General features: G+C 72.2%; 19 protein-coding genes. 14 read left to right on the forward strand and 5 right to left on the reverse strand.

Features of this window, described 5'->3' with window-relative positions; all coding sequences use genetic code 11:
• Nucleotides 1-84: 84 nt before the first annotated feature.
• Nucleotides 85-852, forward strand: a complete 768-nt coding sequence (locus tag ABD481_RS25085; protein WP_344668198.1) for a TSUP family transporter — start codon at nt 85-87, stop codon at nt 850-852.
• A gap of 108 nt (nt 853-960) precedes the next feature.
• On the opposite strand, the gene ABD481_RS25090 is transcribed toward ABD481_RS25085, so the two are convergent.
• Nucleotides 961-5682 (reverse strand): ATP-dependent helicase, encoded by a 4722-nt coding sequence (locus ABD481_RS25090; RefSeq protein ID WP_425559277.1) that lies wholly within the window; start codon nt 5680-5682, stop codon nt 961-963.
• A 31-nt stretch (nt 5683-5713) separates the two neighbouring features.
• Between ABD481_RS25090 and ABD481_RS25095 the strand changes: the two genes are divergently transcribed.
• The 5 genes from ABD481_RS25095 (at nt 5714) to rny (ending at nt 11414) form a co-directional block, all read left to right on the forward strand.
• A complete protein-coding gene (locus ABD481_RS25095; RefSeq protein ID WP_344668200.1) occupies nt 5714-5896 on the forward strand; it encodes a DUF3046 domain-containing protein in 183 nt (60 codons plus the stop codon).
• Between the two features lie 97 nt (nt 5897-5993).
• On the forward strand, nt 5994-7298 hold the full coding sequence (locus tag ABD481_RS25100) for an MFS transporter (RefSeq protein WP_344668201.1): 1305 nt from the start codon (nt 5994-5996) through the stop codon (nt 7296-7298).
• 109 nt (nt 7299-7407) lie between these two features.
• Nucleotides 7408-8556 (forward strand): recombinase RecA, encoded by a 1149-nt coding sequence (gene recA / locus ABD481_RS25105; protein ID WP_344668202.1) that lies wholly within the window; start codon nt 7408-7410, stop codon nt 8554-8556.
• Between the two features lie 4 nt (nt 8557-8560).
• Complete coding sequence (locus ABD481_RS25110; RefSeq protein ID WP_344668203.1) at nt 8561-9442, forward strand: regulatory protein RecX; 882 nt, start codon at nt 8561-8563, stop codon at nt 9440-9442.
• A 289-nt stretch (nt 9443-9731) separates the two neighbouring features.
• Complete coding sequence (gene rny, locus ABD481_RS25115) at nt 9732-11414, forward strand: ribonuclease Y (protein WP_344668204.1); 1683 nt, start codon at nt 9732-9734, stop codon at nt 11412-11414.
• 22 nt (nt 11415-11436) lie between these two features.
• On the opposite strand, the gene ABD481_RS25120 is transcribed toward rny, so the two are convergent.
• The 3 genes from ABD481_RS25120 to ABD481_RS25130 form a co-directional block, all read right to left on the reverse strand.
• Nucleotides 11437-11988 (reverse strand): hypothetical protein, encoded by a 552-nt coding sequence (locus ABD481_RS25120; protein WP_344668205.1) that lies wholly within the window; start codon nt 11986-11988, stop codon nt 11437-11439.
• Entirely contained in the window at nt 11963-13054 is a 1092-nt protein-coding gene (locus ABD481_RS25125; RefSeq protein WP_344668206.1) for a DUF2330 domain-containing protein, read from the reverse strand. The genes ABD481_RS25120 and ABD481_RS25125 overlap by 26 nt, the downstream gene beginning before the upstream one ends.
• A 192-nt stretch (nt 13055-13246) precedes the next feature.
• Nucleotides 13247-14809, reverse strand: coding sequence for an MFS transporter (locus ABD481_RS25130; RefSeq protein ID WP_344668207.1), 1563 nt, complete (start codon nt 14807-14809; stop codon nt 13247-13249).
• Nucleotides 14810-14925: 116 nt separating this feature from the next.
• On the opposite strand from ABD481_RS25130, the gene ABD481_RS25135 reads away from it, so the two are divergent.
• From ABD481_RS25135 to ABD481_RS25145, 3 genes are all read left to right on the forward strand, one after another.
• On the forward strand, nt 14926-15876 hold the full coding sequence (locus ABD481_RS25135; protein WP_344668208.1) for a helix-turn-helix transcriptional regulator: 951 nt from the start codon (nt 14926-14928) through the stop codon (nt 15874-15876).
• A 551-nt stretch (nt 15877-16427) separates the two neighbouring features.
• Nucleotides 16428-17570 (forward strand): TolB family protein, encoded by a 1143-nt coding sequence (locus tag ABD481_RS25140; RefSeq protein ID WP_344668209.1) that lies wholly within the window; start codon nt 16428-16430, stop codon nt 17568-17570.
• Between the two features lie 165 nt (nt 17571-17735).
• The gene (locus ABD481_RS25145) at nt 17736-18875 is read left to right on the forward strand and encodes a TolB-like translocation protein (RefSeq protein WP_344668210.1); all 1140 of its coding nucleotides are present in this window, start codon (nt 17736-17738) and stop codon (nt 18873-18875) included.
• 82 nt (nt 18876-18957) lie between these two features.
• Here the strand turns inward: ABD481_RS25145 and ABD481_RS25150 are convergent, their stop codons facing one another.
• The gene (locus ABD481_RS25150) at nt 18958-19713 is read right to left on the reverse strand and encodes a hypothetical protein (protein WP_344668211.1); all 756 of its coding nucleotides are present in this window, start codon (nt 19711-19713) and stop codon (nt 18958-18960) included.
• 139 nt (nt 19714-19852) lie between these two features.
• Here ABD481_RS25150 and ABD481_RS25155 point away from each other — a divergent pair, with 139 nt between their 5' ends.
• The 5 genes from ABD481_RS25155 (at nt 19853) to ABD481_RS25175 (ending at nt 23904) form a co-directional block, all read left to right on the forward strand.
• On the forward strand, nt 19853-20305 hold the full coding sequence (locus ABD481_RS25155) for a MarR family winged helix-turn-helix transcriptional regulator (protein ID WP_344668212.1): 453 nt from the start codon (nt 19853-19855) through the stop codon (nt 20303-20305).
• Between the two features lie 286 nt (nt 20306-20591).
• Nucleotides 20592-22016 carry an MFS transporter gene (locus tag ABD481_RS25160; RefSeq protein WP_425559278.1) on the forward strand — a complete coding sequence of 475 codons (1425 nt, stop codon included), beginning with the start codon at nt 20592-20594 and terminating at the stop codon, nt 22014-22016.
• A 61-nt stretch (nt 22017-22077) separates the two neighbouring features.
• Nucleotides 22078-22656, forward strand: coding sequence for a hydrolase (locus tag ABD481_RS25165; RefSeq protein ID WP_344668213.1), 579 nt, complete (start codon nt 22078-22080; stop codon nt 22654-22656).
• Nucleotides 22657-22734: 78 nt separating this feature from the next.
• The gene (locus ABD481_RS25170; RefSeq protein WP_344668214.1) at nt 22735-23160 is read left to right on the forward strand and encodes a MarR family winged helix-turn-helix transcriptional regulator; all 426 of its coding nucleotides are present in this window, start codon (nt 22735-22737) and stop codon (nt 23158-23160) included.
• 84 nt (nt 23161-23244) lie between these two features.
• Entirely contained in the window at nt 23245-23904 is a 660-nt protein-coding gene (locus ABD481_RS25175; RefSeq protein ID WP_344668215.1) for a class I SAM-dependent methyltransferase, read from the forward strand.
• The last annotated feature ends 8 nt before the right edge of the window (nt 23905-23912 follow it).

Below are 23912 nucleotides of genomic sequence, written 5' to 3' on the forward strand. Positions count from 1 at the left end.
GACTTCTCGGCGGCCGGACCGCCGGCCCCACCTCGGCCTGGGGCGTGACCACGATGTGATCCACGATCACTAAAGTCCCCGGCCATGGACATAGCGCACGGGGCGGGGCTGTTCGCGGCCGCGGCGGGAGCCGGGGGAGTGGACGCGATCGTGGGCGGCGGCGGCCTGATCATGCTGCCGAGCCTGCTCGTGGCGTTCCCGACACTGCCGGCGGCGACCGCGCTCGGCACCAACAAGCTGGTCGGCATATCCGGAACCAGCACCGCGGCCCTCACCTACACCCGGCGCACCCCGGTCGACAAGCGCGTCGTGCTGCCCGCCGCCGCACTGGCGGTCCTGTGCGCGGGCCTGGGCGCGCTGTCGGCCTCGGCACTGCCCACGCACGTGTTCCGTCCGGTGGTGATGGTGCTGCTGACCACCGTGGCGCTGTTCGTCGTCTTCCGCCCGGCCTTCGGGACCGAGAACTCGACGCTCCAGGCCGGCCCGCGCCGCCGCGCGGCCACGACGCTGCTCGCCGGCGGCGTGATCGGCTTCTACGACGGCATCTTCGGCCCCGGTACCGGCACCTTCCTCATCATCTGCTTCACCATCGGCCTGTACACCGAGTTCGTCGCGAGCTCGGCGATGGCCAAGGTGGTCAACACCGGGACCAACCTCGGGGCGCTGCTGGTGTTCGCGGTCGAGGGGCACGTCATGTGGCTCCTCGGCGCCGGGATGGCGGTGTGCAACATCGGCGGGGCGCGGCTGGGCTCGGGGCTGGCGCTCAAGCGCGGGGCCGGGTTCGTGCGGGTGGTCCTGCTGGTGGTGGTGGCGGTGATGGTGACGAAGATGGGCTACGACCAGTTCGGGTAGCGGCTGAGCGGCTGAGCGGCTGAGCGGCTGAGCAGGCGAGCGGACGGGCGGCTTAGCGGGCGGGCGGCTGAGCAGGCGGGCGAGCGAGCGGGCGCGAGCCGCCGCCCCTCACCCCCGCAACCGCAGACCCGAGGGCGTGGACCGGAACCCGGCGGCGGCGAGGGCCTGCGTGAGCGCCGAGTTGCGGCCGGTGTTGAGGACGTCCTCGCCGTCGGTCTTGGAGACAGTGAGCTTGCCGAGCCACCCGTCGCGCACCGTGAGAGCGAGCGCGTCGGCCGCCGACTGCAGCGTGGCCGGGTCGTCGGTCCAGGACAGCAGCGTGCGGCCGCCGCGCTCGACATAGAGCGTCAGGGCGCCGTTGACCAGCACCACCAGGGCGCCGGCCTTGCGACCCGGCTTGTGGGCCGTCGGCAGGACGCCGTCCTCGTTGACCGGCCGCGCCGGCCACGGGAGCGCGGCGCCGTAGGCGTTGGCCGGGTCGGTGGCGGCGAGGACCAGGGCGCCGATGTGCTCGGGGGTCTTGGCGGGGCGGTGCGGCGTGTAGTCGTGGGGCACGCCCATGAGCTTGTGGACGTCCGAGGTCAGGGCCGGGGCCGCCGCTTCGCGCTCGTGGGACTCCAGGTTCTCCAGCGTCGCGGCCAGCGCACGGAGCCGGTCCACGGCGCCCTCGGCGGCGAACTGGGCCGCGCCGAGGCCCTCCACGAAGTAGCCGCGCCGGGACCGGCCGGCTTCCTCGTAGGCGGACAGGACCGAGTAGACGCCCGCGTAGCCGCCGGGGATGCGCTCGTTCATCACCGAGCCGCGCGTCACCACGCCGTAGCGGTCGAGGAGCACCTCGCCCAGCAGATGCGCCCGCCGCGTGGGGTCGGCGACCCGGGGCTCCAGGCGCGACCAGCGGCCGGCGCCGGAAGGGCTGATCGCGGCTTGGGCCTTCTGGTCCGCGGAGACGGCCGCGACGCCGAGGCGGGCATAGCGGCCGCGCGGCGTGGGGCGCCGCGTCTTGTGCGCACTCTTGCCGGAGCCCAGCAGGCCGCGCAGCGGCGCCAGGGTGTCGTTGGTGATGTAGCCCGCCCACAGCAGGTCCCACAGGCCCGCCAGGACGTCCGCCGAGGTGAACTCCTCCCCGACGCGGGCCACGATGCCGCGCAGGAACAGCGCCGCGTCCTCGCCGAGCGCCTCCAGGATGGCGCGGTGCACCGGCGCCGGGTCCAGGGCCTCCGAGGGCTCGGCCAGCAGCAGCGGTGCCAGCTCCGCCGGGCACAGGGTGACCCAGCCGTCGTCCCCGGCCAGCGAGCCCGCGCCGGCCCACACCACCTCGCCGGAGGACGTCAGCTCGTCCAGCATCGTGGGCGAGTAGTCCGCGACCCGGGAGGGCAGGATCAGGCGCTCCAGGGCCGAGGCCGGCACCACGGCCCCGGCCAGCTGCTCCACCACCCGCAGCACGCCGTCCACGCCCCGCAGCGGGGACGCCGCGGCGCGCCCGACCGACTGCCAGGCCGGCAGCAGCAGCGCCAGCGACTGCGGCGCGACCGGCTCGGCCTCCTTGCGCAGCGCCGCCATCGTGCGGCGCCGCACCCGGCGCAGCACCTCGGCGTCGCACCACTCCGTGCCGCTCCCGCCCGGCCGGAACTCCCCGGACAGCACCCGGCCGGCCGCGGCCAGCCGCTCCAGCGCGGCGATGACCGACGAGGCCGGGATGCCGAACCGGGTCGCCGGCTCGATGGCGTTGAACGGCCCGTGTGTGCGCGCGTACCGCGCGACCAGGTCCCCGAGCGGGTCGGCGACCACGGCGGTGAACGCCTCGGGGATGCCGACCGGCAGCGGCACGCCCAGCGCGTCCTGGAGCCGCCCGGCGTCCTCGATCGCGGCCCACCGCTCCTGCCCGGCGATCCGCACCCGGATGACGCGGCGCGCCCCCTCCAGATCCACCAGCCACGACGCCTCGATCCCGCGTGCGGCGGCCTCGGCCGTCGACAGCGGTCCGAGCAGCCGCAGCAGGTCCGCGGCGTCCTCGGCGTCGCGGGCCCGCCGGGTCGGCGTCAGGTACTGGAGCTCCTCCTCCAGCGCCGCCAGGATCTCCGGGTCCAGCAGGTCCCGCAGCCCGGTCTGCCCCAGCAGCTCGGCGAGCAGCGCCGGATCCAGTGACAGCGCGGCGGCCCGCCGCTCGGCCAGCGGCGAGTCGCCCTCGTACATGAACTGCGCGATGTACCCGAACAGCAGCGAGCGCGCGAACGGCGACGGCTGCGCGGTCTCGACCTCGACGATCCGCACCTTGCGCGCCTCGATGTCGCGGCAGAGCTCGATCAGGCCCGGCACGTCGTACACGTCCTGCAGCACCTCGCGCACGGCCTCCAGCACGATCGGGAAGCTCGCGTGCTTGGCCGCCACCGACAGCAGCTGCGCCGACCGCTGCCGCTGCTGCCACAGCGGCGTGCGCTTGCCCGGACGCGTGCGCGGCAGCAGCAGCGCGCGCCCCGCGCACTCCCGGAACCGGGACGCGAACAGCGCCGACCCGCCGATCTCCCCGGTGACGATCTCCTCGATCTCGTCGGAGCCGAACAGCAGCCCCAGGCTCTCGGTCGTGGGGTCGGCGGCGTCGGTGTCCGGCAGCCGCAGCACGATGCCGTCGTCGGCGTGCATCACCTGCGCGTCCAGCCCGTAGCGTTCGCGCAGCCGGGTGCCGATGGCCAGCGCCCACGGCGCGTGCACCTGCGCGCCGAACGGCGAGTGGACCAGGATCTTCCAGTCGCCCAGCTCGTCGCGGGTGCGCTCGACCACGATCGTGCGGTCGTCCGGGACCCGGCCGGTGGCCTGCTTCTGCTCGCGCAGGTAGGACAGCAGGTTGTCGGCGGCCCACTCGTCCAGGCCGGAGGCCGCCAGCCGGGCCTTGGCCGCCGGCTCGTCGGTCCGGCCCAGCTCCCGCAGGAACCCGCCGAGCGCTCGCCCCAGCTCCAGCGGCCGGCCCAGCGCGTCGCCGTGCCAGAACGGCAGCTTGCCCGGCATCCCCGGCGCCGGGGAGACGATCACCCGGTCGTGGGTGATGTCCTCGATCCGCCACGACGACGAGCCCAGGGTGAACACGTCGCCGACCCGCGACTCGTAGACCATCTCCTCGTCCAGCTCACCGACCCGCTTGGCGCCGATCTCGGCCCCGGCCAGGAACACCCCGAAGTAGCCGCGGTCCGGGATGGTGCCGCCGGACGTCACGGCCAGCCGCTGCGCCCCCGGGCGCGCCGACAGCCGGCCCTCGACCCGGTCCCAGACGATGCGCGGCTTCAGCTCCGCGAACTCGTCCGAGGGATACCGCCCGGACAGCAGGTCGAGCACCGACTCGTAGGCCGAGTCCGGCAGCGCCGAGAACGGCATCGAGCGCCGGACCAGGGCGATCAGGTCGTCGGCGGCCCAGTCCTCGACCGCGACCATCGCGATGATCTGCTGCGCCAGCACGTCCAGCGGGTTGCGGACCACCTTCAGCGCCTCGATCGAGCCGCTGACCATCCGCTCGGCCACCACCGCGGACTGCACCAGGTCGCCCCGGTATTTGGGGAAGATCACGCCGCGCGAGACCGCGCCGACCTGGTGCCCGGCCCGGCCGACGCGCTGGAGCCCGGCCGCCACCGACGGCGGCGACTCGACCTGCACCACCAGGTCGACGGCGCCCATGTCGATGCCCAGCTCCAGGCTGGAGGTGGCGACCACGGCGGGCAGGTTCCCGGCCTTCAGCGCCTCCTCGATGTCGGCCCGCTGCTCCTTGGACACCGAGCCGTGGTGCGCGCGGGCCAGCACCGGCGGCGCCCCGGCCACCGACCCGGCCTGCGCCATCAGCTCCGCCGGGGCGGACAGCGCCTGCCCGATCGGGAGCGGCGCGTCCAGGACCCCGCCGGTGACCCGCTCCCAGTGCGCCTCGTTCAGCTTGCCGGTCAGCCGCTCGGCCAGCCGCCGCGAGTTGGTGAACACGATGGTCGACCGGTGCTGCTCGATCAGCGCGGCCACCGCCGCCTCGACGTGCGGCCACACCGACGCCGTGCGCCGCCCGGCCTGGTCGGCGGCCACCCGCTCGCCGTCGTCGGTGTCCAGCGCGCCCATGTCCTCGACCGGCACCGACACCTTGATGTCGAAGGTCTTCACGATCTTCGGCGCCACGATCTCCACCGGGTGCGGGCCGCCCAGGAACTGCGCGACCGTCTCGGCCGGGCGCACCGTCGCCGACAGCCCGATCCGCCGCGCCGGCCGCTCCAGCAGCGCGTCCAGCCGCTCCAGGGACACCGCCAGGTGCGAGCCGCGCTTGGTCCCGGCCACCGCGTGCACCTCGTCGATGATCACCGTCTCCACGCCGCGCAGCGACTCGCGCGCCGCCGAGGTCAGCAGCAGGAACAGCGACTCGGGGGTGGTGATCAGGATGTCGGAGGGCTTGGAAACGAACCGGCGGCGCTGGTCGGCCGGGGTGTCGCCGGAGCGGACCGCGATGTCGACGTCCGGTTCGGGCAGGCCCAGGCGGGCCGCGGCCTGCTTCAGACCGGCCAGCGGCGCGCGGAGGTTGCGCTCGACGTCCACGGCCAGGGCCTTCAGCGGCGAGACGTAGACCACGCGGCAGCGCCGCTTGGCGTCGGTCGGCGGCGGCCCGAAGGCCAGGCGGTCCAGGGCGGCCAGGAACGCGGCGAGCGTCTTGCCGGACCCGGTCGGGGCCACGACCAGGGCGTTCTTCTCCGCGGCGACCGCGTTCCAGGCTCCGGCCTGGGCGGCCGTGGGGTCCGCGAAGGCGGCAGTGAACCAGGCCTTGGTGGCCGGGTGGAAATGATCCAGTGCCGCGGACGTTTTCATACGATCCATACTGCCTTGCTGGTCTGACAGACTTGATCCCATGCAGCTTCAGGACTTCTGGGAGCGGATGCGGGAGGAGTTCGGCCCGCTTTCCGACTCGTTCGCCCGCGACCACGTGATGAGCGAACTGGGCGGCCGGACCGTGATGGAGGCCCTGCGGGACGGGCTGGACACCAAGGCGGTGTGGGCCGCCGTGGCGCGGGACCGGGAACTGTCGGTCTAGCGGTCCGGTCCGGACGCGCCGGCCATGGCCGGAATCGTCACTTCCTCCGCCCGGGCGCCCCTTCCGGAGCGGTAAGGATCCCCGCTACGTTCCACGTGTGACCGCAGCGACCGCCCGAATACCCGCCGACCCGGCCGTCCGGGCCCGGGACGTCCAGCGCCGTACCGTCCGGGTCCTGATGGCCAGCCAGGTCCTCGGCGGCATCGGGTCCTCGACCGGCTTCTCGCTGTCCACGCTGCTGGCCAAGGAGCTCACCGGCAACGCCGCGCTGGCCGGCCTGACCGGGACCTTCACCTCCCTGGGCGCCGCCTTCGCCGCGATCCCCCTGTCGCGCGTCATGGCCGCCCGCGGGCGCCGCCCCGGCCTGGTGCTCGGCTACTCCACGGCGATCGCCGGCACGGCGGTGATCGTCCTGGCCGCGCGGCTCCAGGCCTTCTGGCTCCTGCTGCTGGGCATGGCCCTGTTCGGCTGGGCCTCCGCCGTGAACCTCCAGGCCCGGTACGCCGGCACCGACCTGGCGCCCGCCGAGCGGCGCGGCCGCGCGCTGTCGGTGGTGATCTGGGCGGTCACCATCGGCTCGATCCTCGGCCCGAACCTGGCCCGCCCGGCCGAGGGCACCGCGCGGGCGCTCGGCCTGCCGCCGCTGGCCGGGGCCTTCCTGTGGTCCGGGTTCGCGATGGCCGGCGCGGCGCTGGTGCTCGGGCTGCTGCTGCGGCCCGATCCGCTGCTGGTCGCGCGGGAGCTGCGCGGCGAGGACGCCGCGGCGCCGAGGAAGCTGTCGCTGAAGGAGTCGTTCGCGGTGATCGGCGAGTCGCCGTACGCCGTGCTCGCGATCGCGGTCGTCGCCGTCTCGCACACCGTCATGGTCTCGGTGATGTCCATGACCCCGGTCCACATGAACTCCGACGGGATGTCGGTGACCGTCATCGGCGTCGTGCTGTCGGTGCACATCGCCGGGATGTACGCGTTCTCCCCGTTGGTCGGGGCCGCGGTGGACCGGATCGGCCGGATCCCGGTGCTCGGCGCGGGGATGGCGATCCTGGCGGTCGCCTGCCTGATCGTCGGCACCGCCCCGATGGGCTCCAGGACGCACATGGTCGTCGGCCTGCTGCTGCTCGGCGTCGGCTGGTCCTGCGGCGTGGTGGCCGGGTCGACGCTGCTCACCGAGTCCACCCCGGACCTGGTCCGGCCCTCGGTGCAGGGGGCCAGCGACTTCGTGATGCAGGGTTCGTCGGCCGGCGGCGCGGCGCTGGCCGGGCTGGTGGTCGGGACCCTGGGCTACTCCTGGCTGGCGGGTCTGGCGGTGGCGCTGCTGTCCCCGGTCGCGGTGCTCGTGGTGGTGACCGTTATGCGCCAAGGCGGACGTTCGGCACGGGAAGACCCCGCGCCCCAGGTACCGTGAGAGCAGTCGGACGAGGCGGCGGGTGCCTGCGACAGCTTTTGTCAGTGGCGTCCTCTACCTTCAGGACAGTCAGACGCGGAGCACGCAAGAACCCTTAAGGCAGGCATCCATGGCGGCATCGGCCACCGATCGCGAGAAGGCGCTCGACGCCGCCCTCGCCCAGATCGAGCGCAACTTCGGCAAGGGCTCGGTGATGCGCCTGGGTGCGCGCTCGGCCCAGCCGATCGACATCATCCCCACCGGCTCGATCGCGCTGGACGTGGCGCTCGGCATCGGCGGCCTCCCGCGCGGCCGGATCGTCGAGGTCTACGGTCCGGAGTCCTCCGGCAAGACCACGATCGCGCTGCACGCGGTCGCCAACGCGCAGGCCCGCGGCGGCCAGGCGGCGTTCATCGACGCCGAGCACGCGCTGGACCCGGAGTACGCCAAGAACCTCGGCGTGGACACCGAGGGGCTGCTGATCTCCCAGCCGGACACCGGCGAGCAGGCGCTGGAGATCGCCGACACCCTGATCCGCTCCGGGGCGCTGGACATCATCGTCATCGACTCGGTCGCGGCCCTGGTGCCCAGGGCCGAGATCGAGGGCGAGATGGGCGACTCGCACGTGGGTCTGCAGGCCCGGCTGATGAGCCAGGCGCTGCGCAAGCTCACCGGGGTGATCAGCCAGACCAACACCACCGTGATCTTCATCAACCAGCTGCGCGAGAAGGTCGGCGTGATGTTCGGCTCGCCGGAGACCACCACCGGCGGCCGCGCGCTGAAGTTCTACGCCTCGGTGCGCCTGGACGTGCGCCGGATCGAGACGCTGAAGGACGGCACGGAGGCGGTCGCGAACCGCACCCGGGTGAAGGTCGTGAAGAACAAGGTGGCCCCGCCGTTCAAGCAGGCCGAGTTCGACGTCGTCTTCGGCTCCGGCATCTCGCGCGAGGGCTCGCTAATCGACATGGGCGTCGAGCACGGCTTCGTGAAGAAGGCCGGTGCCTGGTTCACGTACTCCGAGGGCCAGCTCGGACAGGGCCGGGAGAACGCCCGCCGGTTCCTGAAGGAGAACCCGGACGTCGCCGACGGCCTGGAGAAGCTGATCAAGGAGAAGCTGGGCATCGGGCCGAAGGTGGCCGAGGACCCGGCGGCGGAGGGCGGGGCCGACGCCGCCCCGGCCGCCGAGGCCGAGTCGACCGGGGGCGGGGCCATCCCGAAGCCGGTGAAGGCGGCCCGGGGACGCAAGACCGCGGCGGCGGCGGCCGGTTCGGAGGAGTAGCCAGGTGAGCGCCGGTTGGGGCCGGTCCCAGGATGAGGGAGCCGGTCCCGACTGGTTCGCCGCGGCGGGCGAGGAGCCGGCCGCGGCTCCGGCGTGGGCCGAGGCGGGGCCGGTGGCGGCGGCCGAGCTGCCCGGCGCCCCGAAAGCTCAAGTCCGCGAAGCTCAAGCGGGGACGGCACAGCCCGAGAAGGCTCAGCCCAAGACAGCACAGTCCGAGACGGCCCAGTCCAAGACGGCCCAGGCCAGGAACGCACAGCCCAAGACGGCCCAGGCCAAGAAAGCACAGGCCAGGAAGCAGTCCTCGGGCTGGTCCTCCCGTCGTAAGGACCGTGACACCGGCGGCGGGGACGCCGACTCCGACCGGCCCAAGCCGCCGCAGTCGCGCGAGAAGCTCGAACAGCGGGCGAAGAACATCCTGCTGTACCACCTCGGACGTCAGATGCAGACCCGCTCGCAGCTGGCCGACCGGCTCCGCAAGAAGGAGATCCCGGACGACATCGCCGAGGCGGTCCTCGACCGCTTCGAGGAATTGCAGCTGCTCGACGACGCCAGCTACGCCGAGACCTTCGTCCGGTCCCGGCATTCGGAGCGCGGGCTGGCCAAACGCGCCCTCGGGTACGAGCTGCGGCGCCGGGGCGTCGACGACGACACCGCGGCCGAGGCGCTGTCCACGCTGGACGAGGACCAGGAGGCCGCGACCGCTCGCCGCCTGGTCGATGCCCGCTTGCGGGCCACTCGAGGGCTGGACCCGCAGGTTCGGACGCGAAGGCTGGTCGGGATGCTGGCGCGCAAGGGCTATTCGTCGGCGGTGGCGTTCCGCGCGGTGAAGGAGGCGCTGGCCGAGGAGGGTCAGGACCTGGACGTCGAGCCGCCCGACTTCGACTGACGCGCGGCGGCGTCCGGCGTCCACGTCCAGGCTGATTCGATGTCTGACTCGGCGAGCGAGTCGGCGGGCGGCCCCGCCACGGCCCGATCGAGGGCGGATTCGAGACCCGGACCGACCGGATTCGTTTCCGGCGCCGTTGCCACTCCTTCCAGTGCTTTCATCGAATTTTCGCGGCGACACCAACGGTTGTCGACCACACTCCTCCTTGACCGTATTGTTACCTCGCCCTAACCTCGCACTCAGTGAGGGATCATCGAAGGATCACTCAAGCGCGCTGGGAGCGAACTAAATGGTCGGCCTATTGATCGCGATCGCAGCGGTGGTCGCGGCGTGCGTCGGCCTGCTCGTGGGGTTGAACGTCGGGGGGTCCCGCCGGATCAACAACCTGAAGAAAAGCGCGTACGAGGACTTCGACAAGCAGCTCGCCGAGCTCGCGCAGCGGGCCCAGGCCCGGGAGAGCGAGCACGCCGCCGCGGTCGTCGCCGCCCAGCGCGACCTGGGCGCCGTGCACCGCGAGGCGGCCGAGGCGCGCAAGCAGGCCGACGTGCAGGCGGTGCGGATCCGCGAGCAGGCGGCCTCGGCCGCCGCCGTCGAGATGGACCGGGCGCGGCGGATCCGCGACGAGGCCGAGGCCGAGACCCGGGTGCTCAAGGACGAGATCCGCGAGCTGCGGCTGGACCTGGAGCGGCGCGAGGCCCGCCAGGCCGAGCGCGAGGAGCGGCTGGACGCCGACCTGCGCCGCACCGCCGAGAAGGAGCGCGAGCTCGCGGCCACCGACGTCGAACTGGAGCGGAAGAAGGCCGAGCTGGCGACGCTGGAGGACGAGCGGCGCGCGGTGCTGGAGCGGGCGGCGGCGCTGTCCTCGGCGGAGGCCAAGACCGAGCTGGTGAAGTCGATCGAGAACCAGGCCAAGCGCGAGGCCGCGGTGCTGATCCGGCAGATCGAGCAGGAGGCCCGCGACGAGGGCGACAAGCGGGCGCGCAAGACCGTGGCCCTGGCGATCCAGCGGGTGGCCAGCGAGCAGACGGCGGAGTCCGTGGTCAGCGTCCTGCACCTGCCCAGCGACGACATGAAGGGCCGCATCATCGGCCGCGAGGGCCGCAACATCCGCGCCTACGAGTCGATCACCGGCGTCAACCTGATCATCGACGACTCCCCGGAGGCGGTGCTGCTCTCCTGCTTCGACCCGGTCCGCCGCGAGGTCGGCCGCCTGACGCTGGAGGAGCTGGTCCTCGACGGCCGGATCCACCCGCACCGCATCGAGGAGATCTACGAGCGCTCCAAGGCCAAGGTGGAGCAGATGTGCGTGCGCTCCGGCGAGGACGCGCTGATGGAGCTCGGCATCACCGACATGCACCCCGAGCTCATCGCCCTGCTGGGCAAGCTCCGCTACCGCACCTCCTACGGGCAGAACGTCCTCAAGCACCTGGTGGAGTCCGCGCACCTGGCCAGCATCATGGCCAGCGAACTGCGCCTGGACCCGGTGCTCCTCAAGCGCTGCACCGTCCTGCACGACATCGGCAAGGCCCTGACCCACGAGGTCGAGGGCAGCCACGCCCTGATCGGCGCCGAGATCGCCCGCAAGTACGGCGAGCACGACGACGTGGTCCACGCGATCGAGGCACACCACAACGAGGTCGAGGTCCGCACGGTCGAGGCGGTCCTGACCCAGGCCGCCGACGCGATCAGCGGCGGCCGCCCCGGCGCCCGGCGCGAGTCGCTGGAGGCCTACGTGAAGCGCCTGGAGCGCCTGGAGCAGATCGCCGCCGACCACGAGGGCGTGGAGAAGGTCTTCGCGATGCAGGCCGGCCGCGAGATCCGGGTGATGGTGGTCCCCGACGCCGTGGACGACATCCAGGCCCAGGTCATCGCGCGCGACATCGCGAAGCAGGTGGAGGAGGAGCTGACCTACCCGGGCCAGATCCGGATCACGGTGGTGCGGGAGTCGCGGGCTACCGAGTACGCGCGGTGAGGTCGGCGGGGGGCCGCAAGTATCAGAGCTCTGGCCAGGCCGCCAGCGTGGCGAAGTCGTCGTCGGTCAAGCCGATACGGGGATCGACCCAGTGCAGCAGCGCCGGTCCGGAGTGATGGGACCGGACCCAAGCGATGTCGGTCGCGGTGATCTGGTCGTCGACCCAGGCGAAGGGGCGGCCGCGGGCCCAGGCCACTATCTGCGGTGTCTTCCAAAAGAGTCCGCCGGTGGAGGTCCGGGCTTCGCTGTCCTTGGCCCACTCGATCACCGGTAGAGGCGGCAGTCCCAGCACCGGTCCGACGTAGTCGTTCGCCTCGTGCTCCCACGACGTCGCCCACACCAGCTCGAACGGGAGCGCCGTCAGCGCCGGCCCGTGGTCGGGGTTGAGCCAGACCCGCAGAGGCTTGAGGCGTCGCGGCAACTCGCCGAGCATGGCCAGTCGCCGGCTCTCGGCCGCCACCCAGCTCGGCACCATCCACCGATGCGTCGTGTACCCCCGCGGGCGCCGGGTCGCCTTCGCCGCGTACGGGTTCAGCGGGCCGTCGACGTCAACGAGCAGGCTCGGCCGGGCCACGGACGCTCCTTACGCGCGGGCGCAGCCACCACATCGTCCAGAGGATGAGGATCGCGACCGCGAGGAGGATGAGCAGGTAGACCGGGATGCCGATGATCGTCAGGAGTTCATCGCGGTATTCCACCGGGTGTTGGATCCAGTCCGATTTGGCCTGGGCGAACTGGTAGTCCTGGGTTATCTGCGCGGGTTTGCCGAAGTAGTTGTCGAAGACGGTGAGGAACATCTTTCCGGCGGCCAGGCCGGCCAGGGCCTTGCCGGTGTGGGAGGGGTCGAGCCAGTCGCCGAAGGACGAGGTCGAGGGCAGGGTGGCGATCGGGGCCTTGGCGGCGTCCATGCGGTGCGGCGCCAGCATCGCCACTTCGACGCGCTGCGGGGTCGTGGCGCCGGCGGACAGGCGCATCGGGTAGACCGGGTCGGTGGTGGCGAAGGTGATGCGGATCGGGTCCAGGGTGCCGTTCAGGTTGGCCGTGGAGCCGGAGGCCAGGCGGATCGCGACGAACTGCCAGCCCTGGGACGTGTAGGCGGCGAGGCGGTCGGCGGTGTTGGGCTTGAGCGTGAAGCCGTGCTCGGCCAGCCAGCCGGTGAGCGCGGACGGGTCGGAGGCGGCCAGGTTGGCGACCTCGAAGTCGCCGATGCGCTGGTCGCCGAGGACGAGCACCGAGCCGGCGGCCCCGCCCGGGGCGGCGCCGCTGCCCCCGCCGTCGTCGGAGCCGGACAGGTCCAGGTGCGGCCACAGGTGGTGGCGGATCTCGGTGCGGGGCAGTTCGGCGTCGGACAGGTCGTCGAACAGGTCCTGGGAGGCGAGCGTCGCCTTCGCCGGCCCCGGCACGGGCATCACCCATGCGGCGTCGGTGGCGTCGCTGTGCACCGCGAAGCGCATCACGACGTCCTCCGTCGTCCCGTCGAAGCGCAGCAGCGCCTGCTCCTGGGCGACGTTGGCCGTCCCGTTCGCGCCCGGTATGTACGCCCCGCACCCGCAGGCCCAGGCCGGGTCCGCCACCGCGACGCCCTGGAGCGTGCCGGCCGCCAGCGCCACGGTCACGGCTTTCGCCACCCATTTACGCATGCTGAATCCTCCCCGTGTGATGTGCTCCTGGGACCTCGAACCCCATGAGATCCCTGAGACCCCCCGATCCCCGCGCCACCGTACCGGTCCACGACGAAGCGCCGCGACCCGGGTCTCGGGTCGCGGCGCTTCGGATTGTGAGATCACGCCCGGCGCAGTGATGGTGCGCCGGCCGCGCCCGGTACAACCGGCTCAGGCAGCCTGCTTCTTCCCGGGGGCGACGAAGTGGACTGTGAGAGCCGTCACCACCAGCAGCACCGCCAGGCCGATCAGCCCCGCGTGCATCCCGGCGGCGAAGTCGCGGCCCGCCACCAGGGCGCCGATCACCGCCACCGACAGGGCCCCGCCGACCTGCCGGGAGGTGTTGACGATCCCGGCCGCGGTGCCGGCCCGGTCGGCCGGGACGCTGCTCATCACCAGGATGGTCAGCGCCGGGACCACGAACGCCCCGGCGAAGGACACCGGCACCAGCAGCAGCACCAGCGCCCAGGCCGGCAGCCCCGGCCGGACCGCCAGCAGCACCAGCATCGCCGCGCCGGTGCCGACCAGGCCGATGGTCATCGACACCCGGGCGCCGATCCGGGCCACCATCCGGGCCGCGACCGTCAGGTTCACCACCGTCACCACCGCGGTGATCGGCGCGAACAGCAGGCCGGTGACGGTCGGCGACTTGTGCTCCACCTGCTGGAAGTACAGGCTCATGACGAAGATGACGCCGTAGAAGGCCGCGTTCACCGCGAAGCCGGCCACCGCCGCCAGCGACATCGCCGGAGAGCGGAACAGGGCCAGCGGCACCATCGGCCGGGTCTGCCGCTTCTCGGCCACCGCGAACACCACGGCAGCGACCGCCGCCGCGCCGAACGCGGCCAGCACCGACGCGGAGCCGAAGCCCTGGGAGCCGCCCTCGATGAAGCCGTAGGTCAGCCCGGCCAGCGCCACCACCGAGGACAGCAGTCCGGCCACGTCGAAGTGGGCCCCCGCGCCCACCCCGGCGCCCGCGCCCGCCCCGGCACCGGACCGCGAAGCCCGCGCCGTCTTGGCCGTCCCGGCCAGCAGCGCCAGCGCCAGCACCCCGGCCGGCAGGTTCAGGAAGAAGATCCAGCGCCAGTTCGCCGCCGCCGTGATCAGCCCGCCGGCCACCGGGCCGGCCGCCGCGGCCGCCGATCCGGCCGCCGTCCACAGCGCGATCGCCTTGTTCCGCGCCACCGGGTCCGGGAACGCCTGCCGGACCAGGGCCAGCGAGGCTGGCAGCATCACCGAGGCCGCCGCGCCCTGCACCAGCCGGGCCCCGACCAGCAGCGCCAGCGACGGCGCCAGGCCGCAGGCCATCGAGGCCAGCGTGAACCCGACGAGTCCCAGGCCGTAGGCGGCCTTGGCGCCGATCCGGTCGGCCAGCGCCCCGGCCGACAGCATCAGGGCGGCGAACGCCAGCGTGTATCCGTCGATCACCCACTGCGCGCCGGACAGCCCGCCGGCCAGGCTGCGGTTGATCGCCGGCAGCGCCACGTTGACCACCATGGCGTCGAGCCCGACCAGGAAGAAGCCGAAGACAGAGGCCGCCAGCACGCGCTTGGCTCCGGCGACGGTGGCGGGGGCGGCGGGGGCGGCGGGAGCGACGGGAACCACGGGGGCGGCGGGAGCGACGGCGGCGGGAGCGGCGGGAGCGCCGGCCGAAGCCGCGCCCGTTCCAGTGGCGGATGCGGTCCCGGCGGAGCTCGTGGCCCGCGGCCGGATCGCGGCGGTGGAAGCTGTCATGCAGGTAACTCTCGTCCTGCTCGCGACGGCTATACAGACCGTGGCGAGCCGGGGAGCGCTGTACCGGGGTGCGATGCACCCCCTCACAATCGGCGCAGGGCCTTTACGCTGGCAGTATGACGAACGGCAGCGAGTTGGGGATCTTCCTGAAGGCGCGGCGGGCGCGGCTCCGCCCCGAGGACGTCGGCCTGCCGGGCGGTGTCGGCATCCGCCGAACCCCCGGACTGCGCCGGGAGGAGGTTGCGATCCTGGCCGGCGTGAGCGTCGACTACTACACCCGCCTGGAGCGCGGCAAGGAGACCAACCCGAGCCCGGCGGTGCTGGACTCGCTGGCCCGCATCCTGCGCCTGAACCGGGACGAGCACCAGTACCTGCGCGACATCACCGACGGCGCCGCCAGCCCGGTCCGGCAGCACGATCGCCGCAGCCGCACTCGCGAGGTGCGCGAGGGCCCGCTGGTGATGCTGGAAGCGCTGCGCCCGAACCCGGGCTACGTGGTCAGCCGCACCAACGACGTGCTGGCCGCCAACCCCGCGGGCCTGGCGCTGTTCCCGGGGCTCCTGGACTGGCCGGCCAAGCAGCGGAACATCTCCCGCTACGTCTTCCTGCACCCGGCCGCCAGGGACCTCTACCCGGAGTGGGACAAGCTGGTCCCGAAGTCGGTGGCGTTCCTGCGGGCCCGGGCCGGCGCCGACCCGGACGACCCGGAGCTGGTACGCCTGATCGGCGAGCTGGTGGTCAAGAGCAAGGAGTTCGCGCACCTGTGGGAGCGCTACGACCTGTGCAACGTGGGTCAGGGCACGAAGGCCTTCCAGCACCCGGACGTGGGCGCGATGACCCTGGACTACGAGGCGATGGAGCTGTCGAACACCGGCGGCCAGCGGATGGTCGTGTACTACACCGTGCCCGGCACGCCGGACCACGACGCCGTCACGCTACTCGACATGATCGGATCGGGCATGTTCGCGAGCGGCGTGGACGGCCTGCAGCGCCTCGTTCAGCGCGCCGATGGAGATCTTGTGGAAAGCCGGGACGGGTCCGGGATGCCCGACGAGGAAGAACGCTGACCTGATGGTGTGGCGCAGGATGCGCCACGCCGAGTGGAACAGGAACAGCGCCAGCGGTATCTCCGCCGCCACGGCCGACAGCACCGAGGCGGCCTCGTCCGGCGTGCCCCAGTCCAGGACGATGTCGAACCAGGCGTCGCACAGCAGCAGCGTGCCGGTGAAGATGCACGCGACCACCACGACCTGCCGCCGCCGCCACGCCGCCCAGGTGGTGACCAGCAGCCCGGCCACCAGCAGCAGGTCGAAGCCGACCCAGGCCGCCGCCCAGGCCTTGGCCGGATGGTGGTCGGGCAGGTCCACCGCCAGGTAGGCGATCCAGGGGATCATGACCGCGCAGCCGCCGGTGACCACGGTGAGGAAGAACTGGCGGAGATGTCGCAGCCGGGGGTCGTTCAGGGAGGGCAGGCCGAGTGCTTGCAGCTCGTCGTGGTCCATGAAACCGATGGTCGCACGGCGTTGATAACGGTTGGATCACGGGGTGGAACCCCCTTCGAGTTGGCGCGTCATTCAGGGTGAGAGCTTGAAAACGTGATCAATCGGAGGGTTCGCTCATGGCTGGGCAGATACGGAAGAACTGGGCACGCGCGGCGATGTGCGCGGCGGCGCTGGCGGCTCCGCTGGCGGTGAGCGGATGCGCGAGCCAGGCGGGTTCGGCCTCGGGCTCGACCGCCGGGGCGCAGGCCGGGCCTTCGAGTTCTGCGACGACCGGCACCGGTGGTGCGCCGAGCAGCGCCGCGACGACCACCGCCTCGGCCTCGGCCACGGCGACCGCAACTGCGACCGCCACTGCCTCCGCCTCGTCCGCGCCCTCCTCCGCGGCCGCCCCCGCCGCCCTCAACGCGACCGGCGGCACCGGCGTGGTCGTCGCCGACGGCTCCGCCAAGGTCCTGATGAACGGCAAGGCCGTCGACTTCGGCACCGAGGTGCACGACCCGGCGTTCTCGCCGGACGGCAAGCACGTCGCCTTCATCGACGGCGGCGGCAATCTGGTGGTGGCGAACGCCGACGGCAGCGGCCGCACCGAGGTCGCCAAGAACCCCGGCGGCCAGCGGTGGTCGCACCCGACCTGGCAGGCCACCCCCGCCGACCAGTACCGGCCGGCGCGCGACAACCTGTTCTTCGCCTCGACCGCCGGCGGCACGACGCTGTGGCAGGTGGTGGCCACCGCGCACGACGGCAAGCCGCAGCAGCTCGGCCTCGGCAGCTTCTCCGGCGAGGGCGAGAACCCGCCGCCGATGACCGGCAACCAGTGGCCGGCCGGCGCCGGGCGGTTCGGCGCCGCCGTATACGAGCACGACAACGGGTCCTCCTCGGACCTGTTCATCCGCGACGACTACCTGCGGCAGCAGGGCGGTCTGTCGATCAAGGACGCCGCGCAGCCGGCCTACACGCTGGTCGGCGGCTCCTCCTCGGACGACCCGAAGCCCGAGGTGGTGTTCGTGCGCACGGTGCGGGGCCACCAGCACGTGTTCGTCAGCTCCCTGGAGACCGCGACCGGCGGCCAGGCGTCGACGCCGAAGGACCTGACCCCGAACGCCACGGCCGACTGCACCATGCCGGCGGTGTCCGCGGACGGCAAGACCGTCGCCTACTCCACGCCGGCCGGGGTCTTCACGGTCTCCGCCGACGGTTCCGGCACCGCGAAGCAGATCACGAACACTCCCGGGTTCCCGGCCTTCCGCCCGGCCTTCTGACCCTCCCTCTGTCCTGCTCCCACCCCGCTCCGGTCCGGCTTCCGGATCTTCGGGACCGAACGTCGCACGAGGTTGATAACGTTCGGGGCCATCGGGGGGATCTTCCTGGCGCACTGCGCCGCGGAGGATAAGGACAACCAATCGGGAGCAGGGGGAAGGACGGCCATGGCCGGACGGGGTAAGAAGCAGTGGGCCAGAGCTGCGATATGTGCCACGGCGCTGGTGACGCCGCTGGCGGTGGGCGGTTGCGCGAGCCAGGCCGGCGGGGCCGGTCCGCTCGGCGCGGGGAAGTCGAGCACGGCGGCCGGGGAGTCGGCGGGGGCGGGGACCGGGGACGGATCCGTGCCGGAGAGCGCGGCGTCCTCGTCGGGCGGTGCGAAGCCGTCGGACGCGAAGGCTTCGGCCAGTGCGTCGTCCAAGGGCGGAGCGGCGAGCGGGGACAGCATCCCGGGACTGACTCTCTCCGGTGCTGATGACACCAAAATCCTGATCAACGGCAAGGCCGTCGACTTCGGCATGCCCGTCTACGACCACACCTGGTCGCCGGACGGCAAGAAGGTCGCCTTCATCGACGACAAGAGCAACCTCTGGGTCGCCAACGCGGACGGCAGCGGGAAGACCGAGGTCGCGAAGAACACCACGGAAGACAAGTGGGCGCACCCGACCTGGCAGGTCGCGAAGGCGGACCCGCAGAGCGGGGTGGGCGCGAAGAACAACCTGATCTTCTACTCCACGGCCGGCAACGACACGTTGTGGACCGTCCCGGCCACCGCGAAGAACGGCAAGCCGCAGCTGCTCTCCCTCGGCGCCTACGCCGAGGACGGCGCGGTGCCGCCGCCGAAGGACGGGAACATGTGGCCTTCGGCGGCCGGGCAGTTCGGCAGCTCGGTCTACCAGCACGACAACGGCAAGGACTTCGACATCTACGTGCGTGACGACTACCTGCGGCAGCAGGGGGACCTGGCGTTCCAGCACGGCGAGCAGCCCGACTTGGTGATGGTCGGCGGGTCGGCGACCACTGACCCGGACCCGGAGGTGGTGTTTCTGCGCGAGGTGGGCGGCAGCCAGCACGTCTTCCTCGTCTCGCTGCGCGCGTCCGACGGCGGGAGCGGGAGCCTGCCGAAGGCGAAGGATCTGACGCCCGACCTGAAGACCGGCGCCGCCACTCCGGCGCTGTCGCCGGACGGGAAGACGGTTGTCTACTCGTCGGAGTCCGGTGTCTACGCGATCTCGGTCGACGGGTCGTGGAAGCCGAAGAAGCTGATGGACGGTCCGGGGCTGCCGGTGTTCCGGCCTGGTTCGTAGCGGTTGAGCGTCTGACGGGTGTTGTGCGCCGGGCCCTGGTTTGACGCGGGGTCCGGCGCGGCCTGTCCGCAGTAGCCCGCCGTCAGCGGCGCCACCACGGCTCGCGGACCACGAGCCCGTCGAGCTTCTCGCACCCGGCGGCGTTGGCGACCTCGTTCCGGTCCAGGTCCCAGCCCACGATCCCGTTGCCCATCCGGGTCAGCTCGATCAGCGTGTTCGCCTGCTGCGACGTCCCGATCTGGACCTCGCAGCGCACCAGCGTCGCCCACGACTCGCCGTCCAGCGCCACGGCGGGCGCCGCGACCGGCAGCACCAGCACCGACAGCACCGTCACGACGATCCGCTCGGCGGAGATCGCGCGGTGCTGCCACGGCGCCAGCCCGGCGGCGCGCTCGCGCCCGCCGCGATGCCCGGTGCGGTACTCCAGCACCACGCCCTGACGCAGCAGCCAGCCGACCACGGCGGTGAGCACGCCCCAGCGCCAGTCGAAGAACACGGTCATCAGCAGGCCGAAGGCCGTCGGCGCGACCAGGGACATCAGCGTGCTCAGCGCCTGCGCGCGGCTGGATTCGTGGTGCAGCGAGCCCCGCGCGGCCATGAAGACGAACGACATCCGCGACACCACCACCGCCAGCACGAAGGCCAGGACCGCGCTGCCGCGGATCATGCCCATGAGGACGTCCAGCCAGTTCGCCGGTTGCAGGGCCACCAGCACGCCCCACGCCGCGTCCCCGCCGCCGACGGTCCACGCCACCTTCAGGATCGGGAACACGAGCAGGACGGCCAGGACCACGGTGTGCCCGGGTCCGCCCTTCCGGTCTTCGTTCTTCTCGGCCACGCCCTGTATTTGGCCGGGTCCGCCGGGCGCGGGCCCAATCCGCTGCTCCGAACGGCGGGAATCCTTCAGTCCGGGCTGAGCAACCCAAACTGCGCAACCATAATTGCACAGTCCGAACTGAAGAGTTATCGTGGAGCACGTGAACTCCCCGGACGCCCCCGACATCCCCGACCACGCGATGCGGGCGGCCGTGGAGACCTTCGTGATCTTCGGACGCCTGCGCCGCAAGCTCCAGGCCCTCCCCGGCGACTCCGGCCTGACCCCGGCCCAGACCTCGGTACTGGTCCGGATGGGCAAGGTCGACGCCACCTCGGTCGGCGAACTGGCCGCCGCCGAACAAGTCACCCACCAGGCAATGGTCAAGACAGTCGCGGCCCTGGAGGCCGCCGGCCTCATCGCCCGCCACCCCGACCCCGCGGACCGCCGCCGCCAGACCCTCACCCTCACCCCCGCCGGCCGCGACCGCGCCCAAGGCGAACGCCAGGCCCGCCAACAGTGGCTGGCCCGAGCCCTCGCCGAGCACGGCACACCGGAGGAGATCGAGGCGGTCACAATCGCGATGCGCCTACTGGGAGAGGTGGCGGACGCGTGAGGCTCGGCGCGGATAGCGGAACAACGCGGGGAACGAAAACCTCCCGCCGACCAGGACAACGGTTCCGCACCGGCGACTGCGCGACTGGACTGTTTTTCGCGGCCCAGCCTGTGACAAGTTCCCGGGCGCGACACCGCACCTGCTCCTACCCGACCGGACAGTTCTTCGCGCCTCAGGCTGCGACGAGTTCCCGGGCGCGACTCTGCGTCAGCTCTGTGCCGAGTAGGCGAGTCATGTCGCGGCTCACACCGATCCCGATAGCGTCATCAACCCCTGAGAACCGCTCATGACCACTCTCGTCGAGCGCGTCCGTGGCCGGGCGCCGCGTGCCTCTGCCGACTCCGACTCCGTCTCCTCCTCGCCGCCCGCGGGCTTCGACCGGCGGCTCATCGTGCCGATGATCCTGGGTTCGATCCTGAACCCGGTGAACTCGTCGATGTTGGCCGTCGCGCTGATACCGATCGGGCGGGCGTTCGGGGCGGCGCCGTCGCAGACTGCGTGGTTGGTGTCCGGTCTTTATCTCGCGACTGCTGTTGGGCAGCCGGTGATCGGGCGGTTGGTGGATGCGTTCGGGCCGCGGCCGCTTTATTTGGGTGGGACCGCGTTGGTGGGTGTGGCTGGGGCGTTGGGGGTGTGGGCGCCGACGCTCGGGGTGCTCATCGTGTCGCGGGTGCTGCTCGGGTTCGGGACTTCGGCGGCGTATCCGGCGTCGATGTGGTTGCTGCGTTCGGAGGCGGACCGTACCGGGATGAAGAGTCCCAGCGGGATCCTTGCCGCGCTGTCGATCTCGAACCAGGTGATCGCGGTCATCGGGCCGACGCTCGGCGGGTTGCTGATCGCGGCCGGCGGTTGGCATCTGATCTTCGCGATCAATCTCCCGCTCTCGGCGGCCTGCCTGGTGCTCGGTACGCTTCGGCTCCCGCGCCGGAAGGGGCTGACCGACGCTCAGCGCATCGACGTCGTCGGGATCCTGTTGTTCGCCGCGATGCTCACCGCGTTCCTGCTGTTCGTGATGAACCCCGGCGTCGACCACCTGTACCTCGTCGCCCTGGCGCTGATCGCCGCTGGGGCCTTCACCTGGCGCGAACTCGGCACCGCGCAGCCGTTCATAGATCTGCGCGTTCTTAGCGGCAACACACCGCTGCTGGCCACCTACGCGCGCCAGGTCCTCACGTATACGACCTCGTACTCATTCCTCTACGGCTTCACCCAATGGCTGGAGGAGGGACGGTCGCTGTCCGCCTCCGGTGCCGGCGTGGTCCTGCTGCCGATGTCCGCCACCGCGATCGTCGTCACCGCCGTCACCGGGCGCAACGCCCGGGTCCGCGCGAAGCTGCTGGTCGGCTCGGTGGCGCAGATCATGGGCTGCGCGCTGTTGCTGACGCTGGGCTCGGGCAGCGCGATCTGGGCCATCGTCCTGATCGGCGCGGTGATCGGCATCCCGCAGGGCCTCATCGGCCTGGCCAACCAGAACGCCCTGTACGCGCAGGCCGATCCGGAGCGTATGGGCTCCTCGGCCGGGCTGCTCCGCACGTTCATGTATCTCGGCGCGCTGCTCGCCTCCGCCGCCAACGCCGCCTTCTACCGCGACGGCGCCACCACCGGCGGCCTGCACCAGCTGGCCTCCCTGCTGGTCGTGGTCGCCGTGCTGTTCCTCGTCGTCACGCTCCTGGACCGCTCGCTGTCCCGCATCGGCCGCGAAACCGAATAGACCCCCGTCCCCACAACGCACAACGTACAACGCACAACACGTCACAAGGAGAAGCACCACCATGCCCGTCACCACCATCGACCCGAAGACCGCGCTGGTCGTCATCGACCTCCAGAACGGCATCGCCGGCCTCCCCGGCGAGCCCGTCCCCAGCACCGACGTCGTCAAGAACAGCGTCGCGCTCGCCGAGGCGTTCCGGGCCCGGGACCTGCCGGTCGTGCTGGTCCGGGTGACGTTCGCCGCGGACGGCTCCGACGCCGTGCCCGGCCGCAACGAGCAGGCGCGTCCGGCCCGCGCCTTCCCCGAGGGCTGGGACCAGGTCGTCGCCGATCTGGCCGGCCACCCCGGCGACGTCCTCGTGACCAAGCGCAACTGGTCCGCGTTCTACGGCACCGACCTCGACCTCCAGCTGCGCCGCCGCGGCGTGACGCAGATCGTGCTCACCGGCATCGCCACCAGCATCGGCGTGGAGTCCACCGCGCGGGCCGCGCACGAGCACGGCTACAACGTCACCGTCGCCACCGACGCCGTCACCGACTCCAACGCCGAAGCGCACCGGAACAGCGTCGAGCGGATCTTCCCGCGCCTGAGCGAGACCGGCAGCACCGCTGAGATCCTGGCCCTGGTCCGGGAACAATAGCCAGACTCCGGTAAGTTGGTTGCATGTACAAGCTTCTAGCGGCTTGGACGTGCGAGGCCGACCGGAAATGAGGGTGCCATGTCCGAGGACGAGCGGCTCTGGGACGACGTGGTGGCGCTGCACGCGCGGGTCGAGGGCGACCTCGGCGCCGAGCTGGCCCGCCGCCACGGCCTGGGCCTGTCGGAGTACCGCGCCCTCGGCCACCTCGCCGCCGCAGAGAAGGGCGAGCTCCGCATGTCCGAGCTCGCCACGGCGGTCGGCCTCAACCAGAGCTCGGTGACCCGCCTGGCCACCCGGCTCTACGACGCCGGCTACGCCGTCCGCGACCTGTGCCCGGACGACAAGCGCGGCATCTACGCCGTCATCACCGATGCAGGACGCACCCGCCACGCCGAGGCGCAGCGGACCTACCGCCGGACCCTCACCACCGCCCTGGACGCGGTCGCCGAGGAGTCCCCGCGCCTGGCGTCGCTGCTCGGCGCGCTGCGGTCGGCGCTGGTCTGAGTTCCCACCCCGGGCGCATAACCTCGCCGCTTCCGGAGAAAGGGGTGAAGTCAGGGCGAATCCGCATCCAGGTGGGAGGCGACGATGAGCGGACGGAACAAGCACCCCGTGTTCGCCAGGTTCTATGCCAAGGTGGCCGGTCCCGCGATGGACAAGGCCGGAATGGGCCCGCACCGCGACCGGCTGCTGGCCGACCTGGACGGCGAGGTGCTGGAGCTGGGCGCGGGCAACGGCCTGAACTTCGGCCGCTACCCGGACGCCGTCAAGCACGTGACCGCCGTCGAGCCCGAGCCGACCTTGCGCGAGTACGCGGCGCAGGCGGCCGCCGCAGCTCCGGTCCCGGTGACCGTCGTCGACGGCCGCGGCGAGGCGCTGCCGTTCCCGGACGCCTCGTTCGACGCCGCCGTGGTGTGCCTGGTGCTGTGCTCGGTGCCGGACCAGGCGACGGTGCTCACCGAGCTCTACAGGGTTCTGCGACCCGGCGGCACGCTGCGCTTCTTCGAGCACGTGCAGGCCGATTCGCTGAAGATGCAGCGGGTTCAGCAGGTCCTGGACAAGACGATCTGGCCGCTCCTCGCCGGAGGGTGCCACACCGGCCGCGACACGGCGGCGGCGATCACCGCCGCCGGGTTCGGGCTGACCGACCTGGACAGCTTCACGTTCCCGCAGAGCCGCGTCGCGATGCCGACCGGTACCCACATCCTGGGGACGGCCGTGCGGCCCGCCGAGGGCACACCGGAGTAGCCCCGCCG

The sequence above is a fragment of the Catenulispora yoronensis genome, assembly GCF_039531695.1.
Taxonomy (GTDB): Bacteria; Actinomycetota; Actinomycetes; order Streptomycetales; family Catenulisporaceae; genus Catenulispora; species Catenulispora yoronensis.

Coding starts and splice junctions, on each gene's coding strand:
- ABD481_RS25085 (WP_344668198.1), top strand. CDS start 85: ATGGACATAGCGCACGGGGCGGGGCTGTTCGCGGCCGCGGCGGGAGCC.
- ABD481_RS25175 (WP_344668215.1), top strand. CDS start 23,245: ATGAGCGGACGGAACAAGCACCCCGTGTTCGCCAGGTTCTATGCCAAG.
- rny (WP_344668204.1), top strand. CDS start 9,732: ATGGTCGGCCTATTGATCGCGATCGCAGCGGTGGTCGCGGCGTGCGTC.
- ABD481_RS25160 (WP_425559278.1), top strand. CDS start 20,592: ATGACCACTCTCGTCGAGCGCGTCCGTGGCCGGGCGCCGCGTGCCTCT.
- ABD481_RS25125 (WP_344668206.1), bottom strand. CDS start 13,054: ATGCGTAAATGGGTGGCGAAAGCCGTGACCGTGGCGCTGGCGGCCGGC.
- recA (WP_344668202.1), top strand. CDS start 7,408: ATGGCGGCATCGGCCACCGATCGCGAGAAGGCGCTCGACGCCGCCCTC.
- ABD481_RS25140 (WP_344668209.1), top strand. CDS start 16,428: ATGGCTGGGCAGATACGGAAGAACTGGGCACGCGCGGCGATGTGCGCG.
- ABD481_RS25095 (WP_344668200.1), top strand. CDS start 5,714: ATGCAGCTTCAGGACTTCTGGGAGCGGATGCGGGAGGAGTTCGGCCCG.
- ABD481_RS25135 (WP_344668208.1), top strand. CDS start 14,926: ATGACGAACGGCAGCGAGTTGGGGATCTTCCTGAAGGCGCGGCGGGCG.
- ABD481_RS25145 (WP_344668210.1), top strand. CDS start 17,736: ATGGCCGGACGGGGTAAGAAGCAGTGGGCCAGAGCTGCGATATGTGCC.
- ABD481_RS25090 (WP_425559277.1), bottom strand. CDS start 5,682: ATGGATCGTATGAAAACGTCCGCGGCACTGGATCATTTCCACCCGGCC.
- ABD481_RS25130 (WP_344668207.1), bottom strand. CDS start 14,809: ATGACAGCTTCCACCGCCGCGATCCGGCCGCGGGCCACGAGCTCCGCC.
- ABD481_RS25165 (WP_344668213.1), top strand. CDS start 22,078: ATGCCCGTCACCACCATCGACCCGAAGACCGCGCTGGTCGTCATCGAC.
- ABD481_RS25170 (WP_344668214.1), top strand. CDS start 22,735: ATGTCCGAGGACGAGCGGCTCTGGGACGACGTGGTGGCGCTGCACGCG.